Raw genomic sequence first — 15,419 nt, 5'->3', positions numbered from 1 at the left:
GGCGAATCCCCTATTGGCTGCAAGGCGCGTAAACACGGCGACGCTGCGGCTTGATCTAATATAAGGCGGTCAACCTCAGCAGCGGCGAGCAATCGGCAAGCACTTCGCAGCAGAAACAAACCGAATCGCACTATCCGGGAAGTGGGCTAAAAATACCTACGACAATGGCTGGGCAGCCGCGACGACCTGGTTGCGGCCAGCGTCCTTGGCTAGATAAAGCGCTTTATCCGCCGCCCCGATCAAGGCCACCGGGGATAGACCGTTTGCCGGGTAGGTGGCTACACCAAATGATGCGGTGACATGGATACTGATGTCGGCAACGGCAATGGGCTGCGCAACCAACGCCAAACGTATCGATTCGGCGCGTTCACTAGCGGTTTGTCGCGAAGTATCCGGCAAGACCAGAAAAAACTCTTCGCCGCCATAACGGCAATCCAAATCGCTGGCGCGGGCATGACGCTTCAGGATGTCGGCAAATGCTTTCAAAACTGCATCGCCAGCCTGGTGTCCATAACAATCATTGATCATTTTAAAATGATCCAGATCGCTCATCACCACGCTAACCTCGTAGCCTTGTCGCTCTGCCAACAGCAATTCACGTTCCAAATTCTCGTTAAGGAACAGGCGGTTATACAGTCCGGTCAACGGATCATGAATCGCCTGATATTGGAGTTGCTCGTGTAGCGCTTGGACTTGCCGCTCAGAGCGCAATCGCTCGCTAATATCCGCCAAGACCGCTATCAATGCAGGCTTGCCACCAATATCTATGGCCGGACTCACCGATACCTCCACCGTGATCATTTGGCCATTCCTACGCACGGCGTTGGCGACAAAATTAATTTTGGCAAGCTCTTGGTTCAGCGCTTTCTGCATCGCTGCGCGCACGGTAGGTTCATCGGCATCGCTGACGAGTTCCATGATGTCCATCGTCATGAGTTGATCGACCGGGTAATCGAAGATTGCCGCGAACTTGGGATTCACATAATGAAAGCGGTCTTCGATAATCATGGTGATGCCGACCAAGGATTGATCCAGCACCCGGTGAAATTTCTCCTCGGCTTCCTGCAGGGCCCGATTAATTTTCTCGTTTTCCCGCAACGCCGCATGCAGTTCCTTTGTCCGCGCCCGTACCAAATTTTCCAGCATGATGGTGGTTTGAAACTGATCAAAATCCGAGTAGTGTTGAGTGGCGCTATGCTCTACTCGATTCATTAAGGCTTCCACCACTTTATTCAGGCGAACGATTTCCGCCCTTAATTCGCTCTCTATATCGAGTGCATCTATATCAATCATCCTCGTCACACCTATCTACTGCCCCGATGGCAACCGCGGCGAAGGTCTGATTCACATGCACGCCGCGAAACTGTTCGCCATAAGTATTGAAACCTATCACCTTGTTATCACTCAGGATTTGTTCTGCTTGCGCCGTTAACCCGCGCTGTACCAGCTCAAGCTTTCTCAGGATGCAATCGCAAGCGATAACAACCTGAGGTTGGCCTATCTCGGCCCGAACTTCGGCAAAAACCTGTTGCAGACTTTCGATAGGATCGACGCCCAGCGCCACTCTCAATACCAAGCCTTCCTCAATCGCGCAGTAAAAAGTCAGGCTTTGATCTTGGTTGGCGCTACGAATCGCCCGCACATAATAGTTTCCGTCGATAGATACCACGACCGGCGCCGCGGCAAAGTACGCTGGGCTTAAAGCGTCTGCCGAAACCCCAATGAGTCTGGCGTATTCCGGCGCGGCTGGTAGGCCGTTGATTTCATATACGACGCGGCGTCTGGCATCGGCGAGAGTGACTACCAATCTTTCCGCGGTCGGCTCAAAATGCTGGGCTTTGAATATTTTGAACGGTAACGAGGTATGCACCAGCAACAACACGGCACTGTCCGTATGGAAGTCACCCTCGCAATAAACGTATGTTTTATGGAACTGCAAGTCGTCGGCCGCCGAGCCGCCAATCATGGCGATATTGCCTAATGCGTCTTGTATCGCATGGGTGACCTGCTCTTCACGGACCGATAAGCCGTCGATCAACAAAAAACCGAAGCAATTTTCCGCGTTAAGATGCGTCACTCTATCTTGCAAGCCATACAAAAGCTCGTTGACAAGCGCGTGCCCTTCGGCGATGCGAAACTGTTGCAAATTAGGAATTAGGCCACTGGTTGCCATAAAATCCGGTGCGGAAAAGCCGACACCTACCAGGCTTTGTTGACGTAATCCTGCACCGCCAATTTCGCCGGAAGTCGTACAGCCAAGCACTTGGATACCTTGAAATCGACGTCTTATTTCGGAAGCCAGCACAGTTCGGTCATAACTATTCGAACAAAAGAAAATGACCAAGGTGGTGTCGGCGTGCTGCAAACCTAAAGCAAGCTCTTCGACCGCCCGCTGGGGGTCAGCTAAACAGGAATGGGCAATGCGAATTGCCGTGCGGGGACTCATCTGCGTTCTCGGCAGTTACTGTTGACGAATTAGGGAAATATTCTACAACCGGGCTCCAGACCATGCTGTAGAAAAATCGAGATTTGTCGTTATTTGCTTATAAAAATCATCTGGATCGATGACAGAAATTGACCTGACTAGCCGTTCAACCATTCCATATAAAGTTGTACGCCTTGCTCGACGGTTTGGAACGAATGTTTGCAACCAGCGGCGCGTAATTTATCCAGATTGGCTTCGGTGAAGCTTTGGTAGCAGCCTTTCAGGTGCTCGGGGAAGGGAATATATTTGATATGGCCGCGCTGGTGAAATTTGATTACCGCATTGGCTACGTCATTAAAGGTCTGGCTACGACCCGTGCCACAGTTGTAGATGCCGGACACTTGCGGGTTATCCAGAAACCAAAGGTTAATAGCCACCACATCGCCGACATAAACAAAATCGCGGCGCTGCTCGCCGTTGCCGTAACCGTCGCAACCTTCGAATAAGCGTAATTCGTCGGAATCTTTGATCTGATTATTCAAATGAAAGGCTACGCTGGCCATGCTGCCTTTGTGGGCTTCGCGCGGACCGTAGACATTGAAGTAGCGTAAACCCACCACTTGCGCGGTCAATTTTTGCTGTCTGCGCAAATATTGGTCGAACTGAAACTTGGAATAACCGTAGACATTCAGCGGACCTTCGTAAGCCAATTCTTCCTTGAAGGTTAAATCGGCACCGTAAGTAGCGGCGCTGGAGGCGTAAATGAACGGGATTTTATGGCTTTGGCAATAATGAAACAGCGTTTTGCTGTATTCATAATTGTTGTCCATCATGTAGCGGCCGTCCCACTCTGTCGTGCTGGAACAGGCGCCCTGATGAAATATGGCTTCTATCGTTTCTGCTTGGAAAGCACCTTGTTGCAGTCGTTCCAAAAAGGTGCTTCTGTCCAGATAATCCGCTATCTTGCACTCGACCAAATTCCGGTATTTGATACCGTTGGTCAAATGGTCGACGACCAAAATATCATCATAACCGCGGGCATTCAGGCCCAATACCAGATTGCTGCCGATGAAGCCGGCGCCACCGGTTACGATGATCACGGTTTTACTCGGCTACCACTTTTACCGGCAGCGTAATAACGACGTCGGTATGCAGATTGATAGCAATGTCGTATTCGCCGATGTTACGGATGACGCCGTTTGGCATACGGATTTCGTGCTTCTCAACTTTTACGCCGGCAGCGGTAATGGCATCAGCAACGTTTTGTGTACCAACAGAACCGAACAAACGGCCTTCGTCGCCGGTTTTGTGGGCAATGGATACGTTCAATTTGCTGATTGCTTCGCCGCGAGCAGTTGCAGCAGCCAATTTTTCAGCCGCTTGTTTTTCCAGCTCGGCGCGACGCTCTTCAAACTCTCTGATTTTCTTGGGCGTAGCAGGCACTGCTTTGCCTTGCGGGATCAAATAGTTTCTGCCGTAACCCGCTTTGATGGTTACTTTATCGCCCAGGTTACCCAGATTGGCGGTTTTTTCCAGAAGAATGACTTCCATCGTTTTCTACCTCTTAGATCGACTTGATTGTCGAAAAATCGGGAGCTTACGCTCCATTTGGTTTTAGTTTATTTCGTAAGTCCAGCCAGGTGTCAGTCAGTCCGCATAACACGATCACCACCATCACATGCGGGATCAACATCAATGTGACATATAAAAAAGGCACCATGAAACGACTACCCTTCATCACCGAGAACGCCGCGTGCAACACTGCGGTGCCTATCATTGTGTAGGTCACCAGCAGCACCAGTAGCACGTTCCAACAAAGTTCCGCGGTTTTACCGGAAGTCAGCATGGCTACTCCGGCCACCAACAAGGTGCCTAATGTCAGATGCACATGCCCTTTCAACGCCAAAAACTCGGCTCTGAAACCGCCCGGATTGTATAGCGCTGCTTGCCACCATCTGGCCAAAAACAAACCGAACAGCAAGCCGTAAACGCTGCCTGCCGCGGCAACTCCGGACATGAAATGCGCCAACAATTCTGCAGACTGCCTAATTTGCTCAAGCGGCACATCGGTTTTGCCTTCAAGCATGGGCTGCAGCATAAAGCTCAACACTTCGCGCCAAAGCTGTACCGGTTGGTCCTGAATCGTATAAATCCCCAGCACCACCGCCACACCCAGCAACACGGCAATTTCAATTGCCAGTGTCAGATAACGGCCTTCGCGCAGTACTATCGAAATCAGCCAAACCGGTAGCCAAAAGGCCAAACCGTAAAGCAATGCGTACTGGTAATTACCGATCAATAAGGTGCTTAATACGGCGGCAGCAAGACATGAGCACATCAGCACATACAAGCCTTCGCTAGCCCCACGCCTCAATGTTACCAATGAGACAGCGGCTGAACTTACAATACTGACAGGAGGAAACAGCAGCGATAGCAAGGCCAGGCTGGATGCGACCGTCATGGCCTGCATCCGTCCTTTCATAATGAAAGTGGCCAGAAATTGCACGCGCTACGCCCCCCGTGCTAAATCACTTGTGTGCGTCGCAGAACGGCAACAAAGCCAAGAAACGCGCTTGTTTAATAGCGGAAGTCAGCTGTCTTTGATATTTCGCACTGGTACCGGTAATGCGGCTAGGAATGATTTTGCCGGTTTCGGTAACATACTCGCTCAATAAATCCAGATCTTTATAATCGATTTTGATCGCGTCTTCGCCGCTAAAACGGCAACCTTTTTTGCGTCTAATGTTGTTACGTGCCATCACAATTCTCTTGGTTCAATGTTGATTATTCGGAATCCGCTGCGACTTCAGTCTCAACGACTTCTACTTCAGCTTCTTCGGTTTCTTCTTCGACTTCTTCCTTAACGCGGCTACCGGCTTTTTGACCGTCGTTACCGCTGACAGCAATCGCGGAAGGCTCGGTTACGGCCGATTTTTGCGCCAGGGTTTGGCTACGCAAAATGGCGTCGTTGAAACGAAAACCGCTTTCCAGTTCTTCAAGAGTGGCTTGATCGCATTCGATGTTCATCAACACGTAGTGTGCTTTATGAATTTTTTTGATAGGGTAAGCCAAATGTCTACGGCCCCAATCTTCCAAACGGTGAATTTTGCCTGCGGCTTCTTCAACGGTGGATTTATAACGCTCTATCATAGCCGGCACCTGAGCACTTTGATCAGGGTGGACTAAGAAGACAATTTCATAATGTCGCATGATTTCTCCTTACGGGTTTAAAAGCCTCCCATCCGCTTGAACAGTGAGGCAAGGGGTGGGGATAAATTCCCCAAAAAGCTGGGCATTATAGAAATAGGCGCTGTTTTTGCAAAGCAATTTTTCAACAGCGCCTAAAGTTGACTAGGCAAACAGACTCAATAAGCCATTACTGGCGATGGCACGGCCTGCTTCAATTTCTTCGAGCATAGTGTTGGAGGGCTCGGTTGCCGCACTATCGGCATGGCCTTGGCTTTGACTATTGCCACCGCGATTTTGCTCGCCGGCCATTTGGAAGGACTCGCGTCCAGACCGTTGTTCTGATTGTTGCTGGGAAACATTAACATCCGCCAAATTCAAGTTTTGCCCACCCAACATTTCCCGCAACTTGGGGATTGCCGCTTCGATTGCGTCCCTGACCGCCGCGTGCTGGGCGGTGAAGACCACATTGGCTTGATCTTGATTGACATCGATCTTGATGGAAATAGGGCCGAGATGCTCAGGATTCAGGCGAATTTCAGCGGAAGGCACCGCTTGTTTATGCATCCACAACAATTTTTCGCCCAGCTCGGTGTTCCATTCCGGATGCGTCAAATGTTTTTCTATCGTCGGCGCTGACGTTTGCCCGACGCTATTTACCGATTTATTCAGCTGGTTGATGTCGGCCGTCATTCTCGATAACCCCACATCAGCCTCGCTACCGCCAATTTGCTGCTTCGGCACATCGCGCTGCTCGGTTTGAAAAGTATCCGCCGCGCTGTCTTGCGCAAATTGCGGGGACGCGCCGTCTTCGGCGGCCAGGGTTTTGGCAAAACTGCTCTCCGCTACCATCGTCTTCCGCCCTTCATCAGCGCCACTCAATGCCGTCAACGCCTCTTTTTTGGCATCCATACCCAACAGCTCCGGACTGTTTTTGATGGCAGACATCGCCTCGCTGGTTGCTACCGCTGATTTCAGTGCGTCGTTAACAACACTCACGCTATCCGCCACCGGCAAGGGCTGAGCTTGCGTGCTTACATACATCGCAGCATTCACCGCCTGCTCATCATGTGCAGCCTCGGTATTTTCCGTCACTATATCGGCAAGATTCTCTTGGTTGGCCGATGTAACCGGTAAAACCGGAGCTTGCGGCGCGGCGCCGGTGGCCTCCAAGCCTTGCAAGTATTGCAAAACATCCGCCAAGGCGTGCATGGTATCGTCGAGATTAATATCCTGATCAAGTTTGGTTGCCGTCGGCAAACTCTTGCCGAATAGAGCGGTAAAATCCTGCAAGCTTTGACTGTTCAGAGCATCCGTCCCCAATCCGCCCAGCTGCTGTAAATTCGCCAAGCCGGCGTCACCGGCCGCCCCTTTACTCAATAAACTGTTTTGCAATTGTGCCAGCTGCTCCAGCAGCGTCGCCGAAAACACGCCAGCACCACCACCTTCGCCCAATAGAGCTGTCGTCGCAGCACCGGCGCTATCGGCGGAGGCTAATAGAGACAGCGGATTTAAACCTTGGATATTCATGGCATTTCTCCTGACATTTTTATTTAATCAAGCACTTCCCGTGCCATCCTTGCGTCCTGATCGCGCCGCCCGGTCATCTTGCTCGGCCTGCTCGCGCTTTTGTTCGACTTTCATTTCTTCAATCAAAGCCAGCTCACTGACTTTTTGCAAACTTTTGGTACGTTGATGCGCCTCTTCCCAGCGCTTACGGGCCCGCTGCACCTCGCGCTCATGGTTGCTTACCGTCTGCTGCTGGCTTTCAATAGCCTGATCGAGCTTATCGGCAAAAGCCCTGAATTCCATCAACTGACTGATGTTGATCCCCGCCTGCTGTCTGACGGCGAACTTACCTAAATAATCCAAACGGTAACTTTGTAAATTTTCCAGCTGGGCCTGCTGCTCTTGGAGTTTTTGCTGACAGATACCCAAAGCCTGCAAAGCGTCATGTTCCTGACGCGCATGTAAGTCGATAATGATTTTCAGTCGTTGCGACTTTTTCATCAGCTCGCCAACAATTGCGCCAACTCACTCAGACTCCGGCTCAAGTCCACCGATTCGTCCATGCTTTGTTGTAGAAAATCCATGATCGCCGGATTTTTTTCTATCGCTTTGTCGATGCGCGGATCGGCTCCCGGCCGATAAGCACCGACGCTAATCAAATCCTTGTTCTGTTGATAGATGGAATACAAACGCCGCAAATCGCGCGCCATTTGCAGATGTTCCGGTTCTATGATGTCCGGCATCACCCGGCTGATCGAGGCTTCAATATCGATTGCCGGATAGTGCCCCGACTCCGCCAACGAGCGCGACAGCACCACATGGCCGTCCAGCACCCCCCGCGCCGCATCGGCAATCGGATCGTTGGTATCGTCGCCTTCCGCCAATACCGTATAAAACGCGGTAATCGAACCGCCGCCTTCGTCGCCGTTTCCGGCACGCTCCACCAACTGCGGTAATTTCGCAAACACCGAGGGTGGATAGCCCTTGGTCGCCGGCGGCTCGTCTATCGCCAAAGCGATTTCCCGATAAGCCTGGGCGTAACGAGTCAAAGAGTCCATCAGCAACAACACGTCCAGGCCCTGGTCACGAAAATACTCGGCAATACTGGTCGCCAGCAAGGCGCCGTGCACCCGCATCAGCGGCGAGTCGTCAGCCGGCGAGGCGACCACCACGGCTCTGCGCAAACCTTCTTCGCCAAGAATTTTCAACACAAATTCGTTGACCTCCCTGCCCCGCTCGCCGACCAATCCCACCACGACCACATCGGCATTGGTAAACTTGGTCATCATCCCCAACAACACGCTTTTACCCACGCCGGTGCCGGCAAACAAGCCCATGCGCTGTCCACGGCCGACGCTGAGAATGGCGTTGATCGCCCGCACACCGACATCCAAGGCCTCGCGGATCGGTTTGCGGCTGAGTGGATTGATGGTAACGCCGGATAAAGAGACCTTGGCATCGGTATCCAGCGGCCCCTTACTATCCAAGGGCTTGCCGGCACCGTCTAGCACCCGGCCCAATAAACCAAAACCGACGCTGGCCAGACTGTTCTTGCCCATGGGAATGACACGGCAGCCCGGTTCCAGGCCGTGCGTATCGCCGGTCGGCATCAAAAATAAGCGGGATCCGCCAAAACCGACGACCTCAGCCGTGATGATCTTGCCGGATTTGGTAATCACTTGACACAATGAACCGATTGCCGCCCGGCAACCTTCCGCTTCCAGGGTTAAGCCCACCATCCGCGACAATTTGCCTTCGACCACCAATTCCAGGGGGTCCGCAGCCAATCTTTCCCGATACGGCTGCAAGCGCGCCAACCACAAGTCGGAACGGTCGGCACTGGGAATCATCGCCCAAAATCCTCGCGGCGCTCGCCGCCCAATACGGTGGCGATCACGGCGGCTACCCGGCTTTCGACGCTGGCATCGATTCTGGACATTTCAGTTTCAACGGTACAACCGCCACGACTCAACAAGGGATTTTCCTGTAAGCGCCAAGGCGGCATATTTTCATCGAGTTTTAACGCAGTACGCACCAAGGCCGCATCTTCGGGATGCAAGTTGACGGTGACTTTCTGAGATGCCAGCGGCAAGGCATTGATCGCCTCCCTGACTACGCCGACGATCTCGCCGGGCTCTAACTTCAACTCCCGGCGAATCAACTGACTGGCAATGGCAATGGTTAATTTCACCAACTCCTGCTCGACCGACTCGTCGAGTTGTTTGAAAGGCTCGCTGAGCGCCTCCAGTAAATTGGCGAACTCGGCCGCCTGCTTTTGCAGCAAATGCACGCTTTCTTCATAGCCTTGTTTGCGCCCAACTTCAAAACCTTCCTTTTGCCCGTCCGCATAACCTTGCTGCTTACCTTGTTCGAAGGCTTCTGCGTAGGCCTGCTTTTGAATTTCTTCAATCTGTTCGGCGGTCAAAACCTGGGTTACTTCCTCCAATTCGACGGCTTCGGAACGCGGGTTGCTGAAATCCTGCAGATTGGTCCAGCGATCCAGAGCCTGTAATTCAGACTCGGAAAACTTATTGCCCTTAGACGAACTCATCGCCACCGCCACCGCCACCCAAAGCTATTTCACCCGCATCGGACAAGCGTTTGGCTATCGCCAGAATATCTTTTTGCGCGGCTTCGACTTCACTCAAGCGCGCAGGCGGTGCAGCTTCCAAGTCGTCACGCAACATTTCCGCCGCGCGTCTGGACATATTGGCAAACACTTTGTCGCGTAAACCGGTTTCCACGCCGCGCAGAGCCAACAGCAGCTGATCGGTGGACACTTCGCGCAACAGGGTTTGAATACCGCGATCATCGACATTGATCAAATCGCCGAACACAAACATTTTATCCTGGATGCGTTGGCCCAAATCGGCGTTGGCTTCGTTGATGTCTTGCATCATCGGATCGCTGATACCGCTTTCGATAAAGTTAAGGATATTGGCCGCTGCGTCGATACCGCCGATTTGCGAGGATTTGACGCCGTCGCTGCCGGTCAACTGTTTCTCCATGATGTCGTCCAACTCGCGCAAAGCGGCGGGTTGCACGCCTTCCAGCGTGGCGATGCGCATCAAAATATCCGAGCGCATGTTTTGCGGCAATAAGGTCAGCACGTCGGCGGCCTGATCGGCATCCAGCAACGACAAAATTATGGAAATGATTTGCGGATGTTCCAGACGAATCAAGTCGGCGATGGACCGAGTATCCATCCACTTCAGTTGTTCGATACCCTTGCTGTTGGCTCCCAACAAAATCCGGTCGATGATGCTGCCGGCTTTGTCGGCACCCAGCGCGTTGGTCAGCATGTTGCGGATGTATTCGTCGGAGTCCAGACCCAGGCCGGTTTCGTTTTTGATTTCGATGATGAATTCTTCCAGCACCTCATCAACCATGCCTGAACTGATCGGCCCAAGCTGCGCCATGTTCGAACCGATCAATTGCACTTCTTTCGGTCCCATATGCCGCAATACCGAGGCTGCTCTATCCTGTCCCACCGCCAATAACAGCAGCGAAGCCCGTTGCGCATGCGTTAATTTCTCTTGCTCAGCCATCGTCTTTCAACCAGGTTTTGATCACTTGCGCGACCAATTTAGGATCTTCGTCTATCAGTTTTTGCACATATTCCAAACGTTTTTCGTAACTTTGCGGCGCTTCGAGTAACAATAAATCCTCCACGCCAGTGGTGATGGTGCGCACTTCGCCGGTTTCTTCATCCACTGACACCGCCACAGCCACCGGCTTGCCGGTCTCGTCGAAACGCACCACACCACCCGTCGCTTCCGCGATTGCTTTGGCTTGCTCAAGGGCTTCTAACTGTTCTTCCTTCGCCACCAAGGTGCGCAGGCCGGGACGCAATACCCCCATGATCAGCAACACCACCACAGCAACGGCGGCCAATTGTTTCAGCGCGCTGGCAAACCAGGGTTGTTGCCAGATGGGTTCGGAAGGGACTTCTTCCAGCGCGTCGGGCAATCTAAACGCGACATTAGTAACCGTTACCTGATCGCCGCGGCTATTATCATAACCCACAGCCTGTTTGACCAAGTCGCGAAGTTGATTCAGATCTTCTTGCGAGTAAGCCACTAAGGTCGCTTTACCGTCGGCTTGCACCACTTTTTTGTCGTCCACCACTACCGCCACCGACAAGCGTCTTAAGGCACCTGTGGCCAGTCTAGTATGAGTAATAGTTTTATCCAGTTCGTAATTGCGCGTCGCCGTTTTATTTGACGAGCCTGAACCGGATTCTGCGGCAGCTTGTTTTTCCTGGCCGCTAGCGACTTCCGGCGCGGTACCCGTGGGTGGGGGTTGATTGGATAAAGCCCCGGGCACACCTTGCACTTTGGATAAGGAGTTATTTTCTTCCTGAGTTTGCTCGCTACGCAGAGCAGGCAAATCCGGGTTAAACATTTCCTGGGTTTTTTCGGTGACGGTGAAATCGACGTCCGCAGAAATTTGCGCCCGCATGCCGTCGCCGCCTACCAGTGGCGTCAGGATGTTTTCGATCCGGCCACGCAGATGCTCTTCTATATTTTTCTTGTATTCGAACTGCTTGCTGGACAAGGACATATCTTCGCCGCCTTCCTTGCTATTCAACAAGCGGCCTTTCTGATCCACGACCGTCACCTGACTGGCTTCCATCAATGGCACGCTGGAAGCGACCAAATGCACAATGGATTCGATTTGCTCTTTTTCCAGGGTGCGGCCTTGATAGAGCTCTACGACCACCGAGGCGCTGGGCTTTTTGCGTTCCCGGACAAATACCGATTGCACCGGAATTGCCAGCAGCACTTTTGCGGATTTGACGTTTTGAATGGTTTGAATCGTCAGGGCAATTTCGCCTTCCAACGCACGCTGAAAGCGCATTTGCTCGACATTTTTGCTGGCGCCGAAGCCGTTGTCTTTATCCAGCAGTTCGTAGCCCAGGCTGGCGCTGCGCGGCAAGCCTTGCGCGGCCAATTTTAATTTCAGCTCCCGGATATTGTCGGCTGGCACCATGATCGCGCCGGAGCCGGTTTCGACCTTGTAATCGACATTTAACTTGCTCAGCGCATCGAGAATTTCCGCAGAATCTTTTTCCGCCACGCCGGAAAACAGTAAATCGTAAGACGGGGCCTGCGACCACAACACCACCGCCACGCCTATAGCCACACTAAGAGCCAAACCCAACATCAAGCCGACCTGACGTGCCATCGGCATTTTGCTCAGGCTTTTCAATGCAGGGTGCATTTTGTCGGCGTTTGCCATACTTGATTGGGTATGGGCCTCCATCGGTAGATTTCTGTCTAGTTCGCTCATGGCTTATCTTCCGCTGCCTACATTGACATGCCCATCACGTCCTTATAAGCATCCACCAGTTTGTTACGCACCTGGAGCATGGCCTGAAAAGAAACGCTGGCTTTTTGCGAGGCAATCATCACTTCCGCCAAACTGACGTCGCTCTGACCCATCTCAAAGGATTTAGCCAGGCCACTAGCGTTTTGCTGGGTATTGTTCACGGCGTCGATGGATTGTTTCAACATGGCGGCAAAATCGCCGGAGGTGTCGCTAGGCTGTGGCTTGGCACCGGCCTCTATGGACATGGCCCGCATCTGGGCGAGCACTTGGTTAACATTCATATCTGACATGATAATGACTCTTTTAGGTTGCCTTGCTTAGCATAAGCATTTTTCAAGCCAAGATTTAACCTGGTACCATCACTCCCGCCTCTTTCATCCGCGCAATTTTGTAACGCAGAGTGCGCGGACTGATACCCAGCTTGGCGGCTGTGGTTTTCCGGCTGCCGCTGACGTCGCGTAACATTTGCAAAATGATTTTTTCCTCAGCCGAACGCACGCCGTCGCCCAAGCTGCCGAGCTCGAAAGGGCTATTCTCGCCGTCGGTTTGCCGCGATTCTACGGCAAGACTTTGCACAGCAGCGGGCAAACTCGGCAAAACCAACATATCTTCCTCAAAAATCAGGTCGTCGGCGCCAATTTGATGCCGGCTTTGCAGGATCAAGGCCCGCTGCACCACGTTTTCCAACTCTCTGACATTACCCGGCCAACTGTATTCAGACAACTTGATCATGGCCGCCTCGTCAAAGCCGCCGACCGCTTTCCCAGCCGGACTATGCTTGTGCAACAACTCCAGCGCCAGCGGCAAAATATCGCCCGTCCGTTCCCGGAGCGGCGGAATTTTGAGTGGAAATACGCTCAAGCGAAAATATAGGTCTTCGCGAAACCGGCCATCCTGCACATAATCTTTTAATTTGCGATTGGTAGTCGCCAAAATTCTGACGTTCAGCGCGATTTTGCGATGACTACCCAGGCGTTCAACCTCTTTTTCCTGCAACACCCGCAGCAATTTGGCTTGCAGCGAAATATCCATTTCGGAAATCTCGTCCAGTAATAAGGTGCCGCCTTGCGCCAGCTCGAACTTGCCGGGCGCCGATTGAATAGCACCGGTAAATGCGCCTTTTTCATAACCGAACAACATCGCTTCCAGCATGTTTTCCGGAATCGCCGCGCAATTAATAGCCTCGAACGGGCCGGCATGATAATGCGAGTTGCGATGAACGTAACGGGCCAGCACTTCCTTACCGGTACCGCTCTCGCCTTCCAGCAACATGGTCACATCGGTTTTGGCAACTTTGCTGGCCAAGGCATAAAGCTTTTTCATACTCTCGTCAGCCACCACCCGCTCGTTAACCACTGGAGCTTGCCGCGAAATCAACGACGCCACCTTATCGACCAACATCCCGGCTTCGAACGGTTTGATCAGATAGTCGGCCGCACCGGATTGCATAGCTTCCACCGCTTTGGGAATGGTGCCGTAAGCCGTCATCAGCAACACCGGTAACTGTTCGAACTTTTGCTGAATATTCTGTAAGAGCTGAAAACCGTCCATCACCGGCATTTGTACGTCGCTGACTACTAGCCGGACCGTATGCTTGGCTAATTGGCTCAAAGCCTCGATACCGTGTTTAGCGGAGATGACCCGATAACCTTCGATTTCCAAGGTATCGCATAGGGCCTCGCATAAAGCCACGTCGTCTTCGACGATAAGTACATCATACTGTTTCATCATTTTGCTCCATTTTGGCATGACCGACGGATAAGCCGAGGGTGTATTGACTGACACAGGGCAGACTCAAACTAAAACTCGTCCCCAGTCCCGGCGTCGAACGGCATATGACACTGCCGCCATGGGCGCGTGCGACACTGTCCACCACCGCCAACCCCAAGCCGGTGCCATTGGATTTGGTGGTGTAGAACGGTTCGAATAATTTAGTTTGCTGGGCTTGGGCTATACCGGGCCCATCATCCGTCACCGTGATGTCGATGCAGCCTAAATCGCTACGCCGGACCGTTAATGCAATGTTGCGCGCACCCGCCTCGGCCGCGTTATTGATTAAATTCAGTAGCGCCCCTCGCAGCGCATCCTCATTGCCAAGTAACTGATCGGTGCTGATGCGGTTTTCGATGCTAAATTCGCCGGCAAAACTATCGGCCGCTTCGGCAAGATGCGCCAGCAGCCGCCGCAATGAAAAGCTTTGCATGGCCATTCGACCCTGTTTAGCAAAAATCAGCATGTCGTTCACTTGGCGCTCCAGGTGATGCAGGCGTTCTAAAATTTTCTCGGAGAACTGTTGGCGTTTTTCGTCGCTTATCGCGGGTTTGCTCATTTGCGACGCATACAAGATCGCGGTCGCCAGCGGTGTGCGTACCTGATGCGCCAGACCGGCCACCATTTCGCCCATGGCGCTTAGCTGCTTATGCTGAGCCAGCGTGTCTTGCAAGGAACGCAATTCGCTGACATCCGACAACAGAATGATTTGTTCGTTATCGTTACCCAAGGAACTGTGGGTTATATTGACTTTACGTCCGTCTCGGAGCTGTCGTTCATGCGGCGATTCGAACACCGGTTGCAAACTGCGCGCAGCCACACTCGACCACAATTGGCCCAACAAAGGTTCACCCAAAAAGTCCACCGAATGAACATTGCAATCGATGATTAAACCGTGCGAATTAAGCACCACTACCGCCGCCGGCAAGGCTGCCAGAATTTGTTGCAAGCGGCTGGCGAGCTTTTCCTTCTCAATCAGCGTATTTAAACGCTCGCTACGGGCAGCCTGTAACTCCCGATTGAGCTTGGCCACTTGCTCTTCCAAACCTTGGTAAGAATGCGCCAGATTTTCTGAAAGTTCGTTAAATATCCGGAATGCATCGGTCAAGCGCTCGGTTTTTTGTTGTTGATGTAGCTCTAAAGTACCCATATTTAGTCGCCTAATTGATTGTCTAGACGCTAACAGCAAAATTTAGAC

16 protein-coding genes are annotated in these 15,419 nt (G+C 52.3%); all 16 read right to left on the bottom strand.

The window, feature by feature from the left end; genetic code table 11:
- Window positions 1-156: 156 nt before the first annotated feature.
- A complete protein-coding gene (locus ACWAU0_RS23180; RefSeq protein ID WP_458139321.1) occupies window positions 157-1,293 on the bottom strand; it encodes a GGDEF domain-containing protein in 1,137 nt (378 codons plus the stop codon).
- Window positions 1,286-2,446, bottom strand: a complete 1,161-nt coding sequence (nosP, locus tag ACWAU0_RS23175) for a nitric oxide-sensing protein NosP (RefSeq protein WP_458139320.1) — start codon at window positions 2,444-2,446, stop codon at window positions 1,286-1,288. The genes ACWAU0_RS23180 and nosP overlap by 8 nt, the downstream gene beginning before the upstream one ends.
- Before the next feature lie 137 nt (window positions 2,447-2,583).
- Complete coding sequence (rfaD, locus tag ACWAU0_RS23170; protein WP_458139319.1) at window positions 2,584-3,525, bottom strand: ADP-glyceromanno-heptose 6-epimerase; 942 nt, start codon at window positions 3,523-3,525, stop codon at window positions 2,584-2,586.
- Window positions 3,526-3,529: 4 nt separating this feature from the next.
- On the bottom strand, window positions 3,530-3,976 hold the full coding sequence (gene rplI, locus ACWAU0_RS23165) for a 50S ribosomal protein L9 (RefSeq protein ID WP_033157343.1): 447 nt from the start codon (window positions 3,974-3,976) through the stop codon (window positions 3,530-3,532).
- A 46-nt stretch (window positions 3,977-4,022) separates the two neighbouring features.
- A complete protein-coding gene (locus tag ACWAU0_RS23160) occupies window positions 4,023-4,886 on the bottom strand; it encodes a hypothetical protein (RefSeq protein WP_240348250.1) in 864 nt (287 codons plus the stop codon).
- Between the two features lie 67 nt (window positions 4,887-4,953).
- Window positions 4,954-5,184, bottom strand: a complete 231-nt coding sequence (gene rpsR, locus ACWAU0_RS23155; RefSeq protein WP_020482464.1) for a 30S ribosomal protein S18 — start codon at window positions 5,182-5,184, stop codon at window positions 4,954-4,956.
- 25 nt (window positions 5,185-5,209) lie between these two features.
- A complete protein-coding gene (gene rpsF / locus ACWAU0_RS23150) occupies window positions 5,210-5,635 on the bottom strand; it encodes a 30S ribosomal protein S6 (protein ID WP_415878748.1) in 426 nt (141 codons plus the stop codon).
- Between the two features lie 141 nt (window positions 5,636-5,776).
- Window positions 5,777-7,141 (bottom strand): flagellar hook-length control protein FliK, encoded by a 1,365-nt coding sequence (locus ACWAU0_RS23145; RefSeq protein WP_458139318.1) that lies wholly within the window; start codon window positions 7,139-7,141, stop codon window positions 5,777-5,779.
- Window positions 7,142-7,168: 27 nt separating this feature from the next.
- A complete protein-coding gene (gene fliJ, locus ACWAU0_RS23140) occupies window positions 7,169-7,621 on the bottom strand; it encodes a flagellar export protein FliJ (protein ID WP_415878750.1) in 453 nt (150 codons plus the stop codon).
- Window positions 7,621-8,970 (bottom strand): flagellar protein export ATPase FliI, encoded by a 1,350-nt coding sequence (gene fliI, locus ACWAU0_RS23135; RefSeq protein ID WP_033157338.1) that lies wholly within the window; start codon window positions 8,968-8,970, stop codon window positions 7,621-7,623. The genes fliJ and fliI overlap by 1 nt, the downstream gene beginning before the upstream one ends.
- Entirely contained in the window at window positions 8,967-9,671 is a 705-nt protein-coding gene (locus ACWAU0_RS23130) for a flagellar assembly protein FliH (protein ID WP_101051560.1), read from the bottom strand. Before ACWAU0_RS23130 ends, fliI begins: the two co-directional genes overlap by 4 nt.
- Window positions 9,658-10,668 carry a flagellar motor switch protein FliG gene (gene fliG, locus ACWAU0_RS23125; protein WP_033157336.1) on the bottom strand — a complete coding sequence of 337 codons (1,011 nt, stop codon included), beginning with the start codon at window positions 10,666-10,668 and terminating at the stop codon, window positions 9,658-9,660. The genes ACWAU0_RS23130 and fliG overlap by 14 nt, the downstream gene beginning before the upstream one ends.
- The gene (gene fliF, locus ACWAU0_RS23120) at window positions 10,661-12,412 is read right to left on the bottom strand and encodes a flagellar basal-body MS-ring/collar protein FliF (RefSeq protein ID WP_458139317.1); all 1,752 of its coding nucleotides are present in this window, start codon (window positions 12,410-12,412) and stop codon (window positions 10,661-10,663) included. The genes fliG and fliF overlap by 8 nt, the downstream gene beginning before the upstream one ends.
- Window positions 12,413-12,429: 17 nt before the next feature.
- The gene (gene fliE, locus ACWAU0_RS23115) at window positions 12,430-12,741 is read right to left on the bottom strand and encodes a flagellar hook-basal body complex protein FliE (RefSeq protein WP_192394100.1); all 312 of its coding nucleotides are present in this window, start codon (window positions 12,739-12,741) and stop codon (window positions 12,430-12,432) included.
- A gap of 55 nt (window positions 12,742-12,796) precedes the next feature.
- Window positions 12,797-14,182, bottom strand: coding sequence for a sigma-54-dependent transcriptional regulator (locus tag ACWAU0_RS23110; RefSeq protein WP_523070847.1), 1,386 nt, complete (start codon window positions 14,180-14,182; stop codon window positions 12,797-12,799).
- Window positions 14,166-15,371 (bottom strand): sensor histidine kinase, encoded by a 1,206-nt coding sequence (locus ACWAU0_RS23105; protein ID WP_458139316.1) that lies wholly within the window; start codon window positions 15,369-15,371, stop codon window positions 14,166-14,168. The genes ACWAU0_RS23110 and ACWAU0_RS23105 overlap by 17 nt, the downstream gene beginning before the upstream one ends.
- Between the last annotated feature and the right edge of the window lie 48 nt (window positions 15,372-15,419).

It is taken from the genome of Methylomonas sp. Uni0009 (genome assembly GCF_054188105.3).
This window is presented reverse-complemented; position numbering and strand designations above follow the sequence as displayed.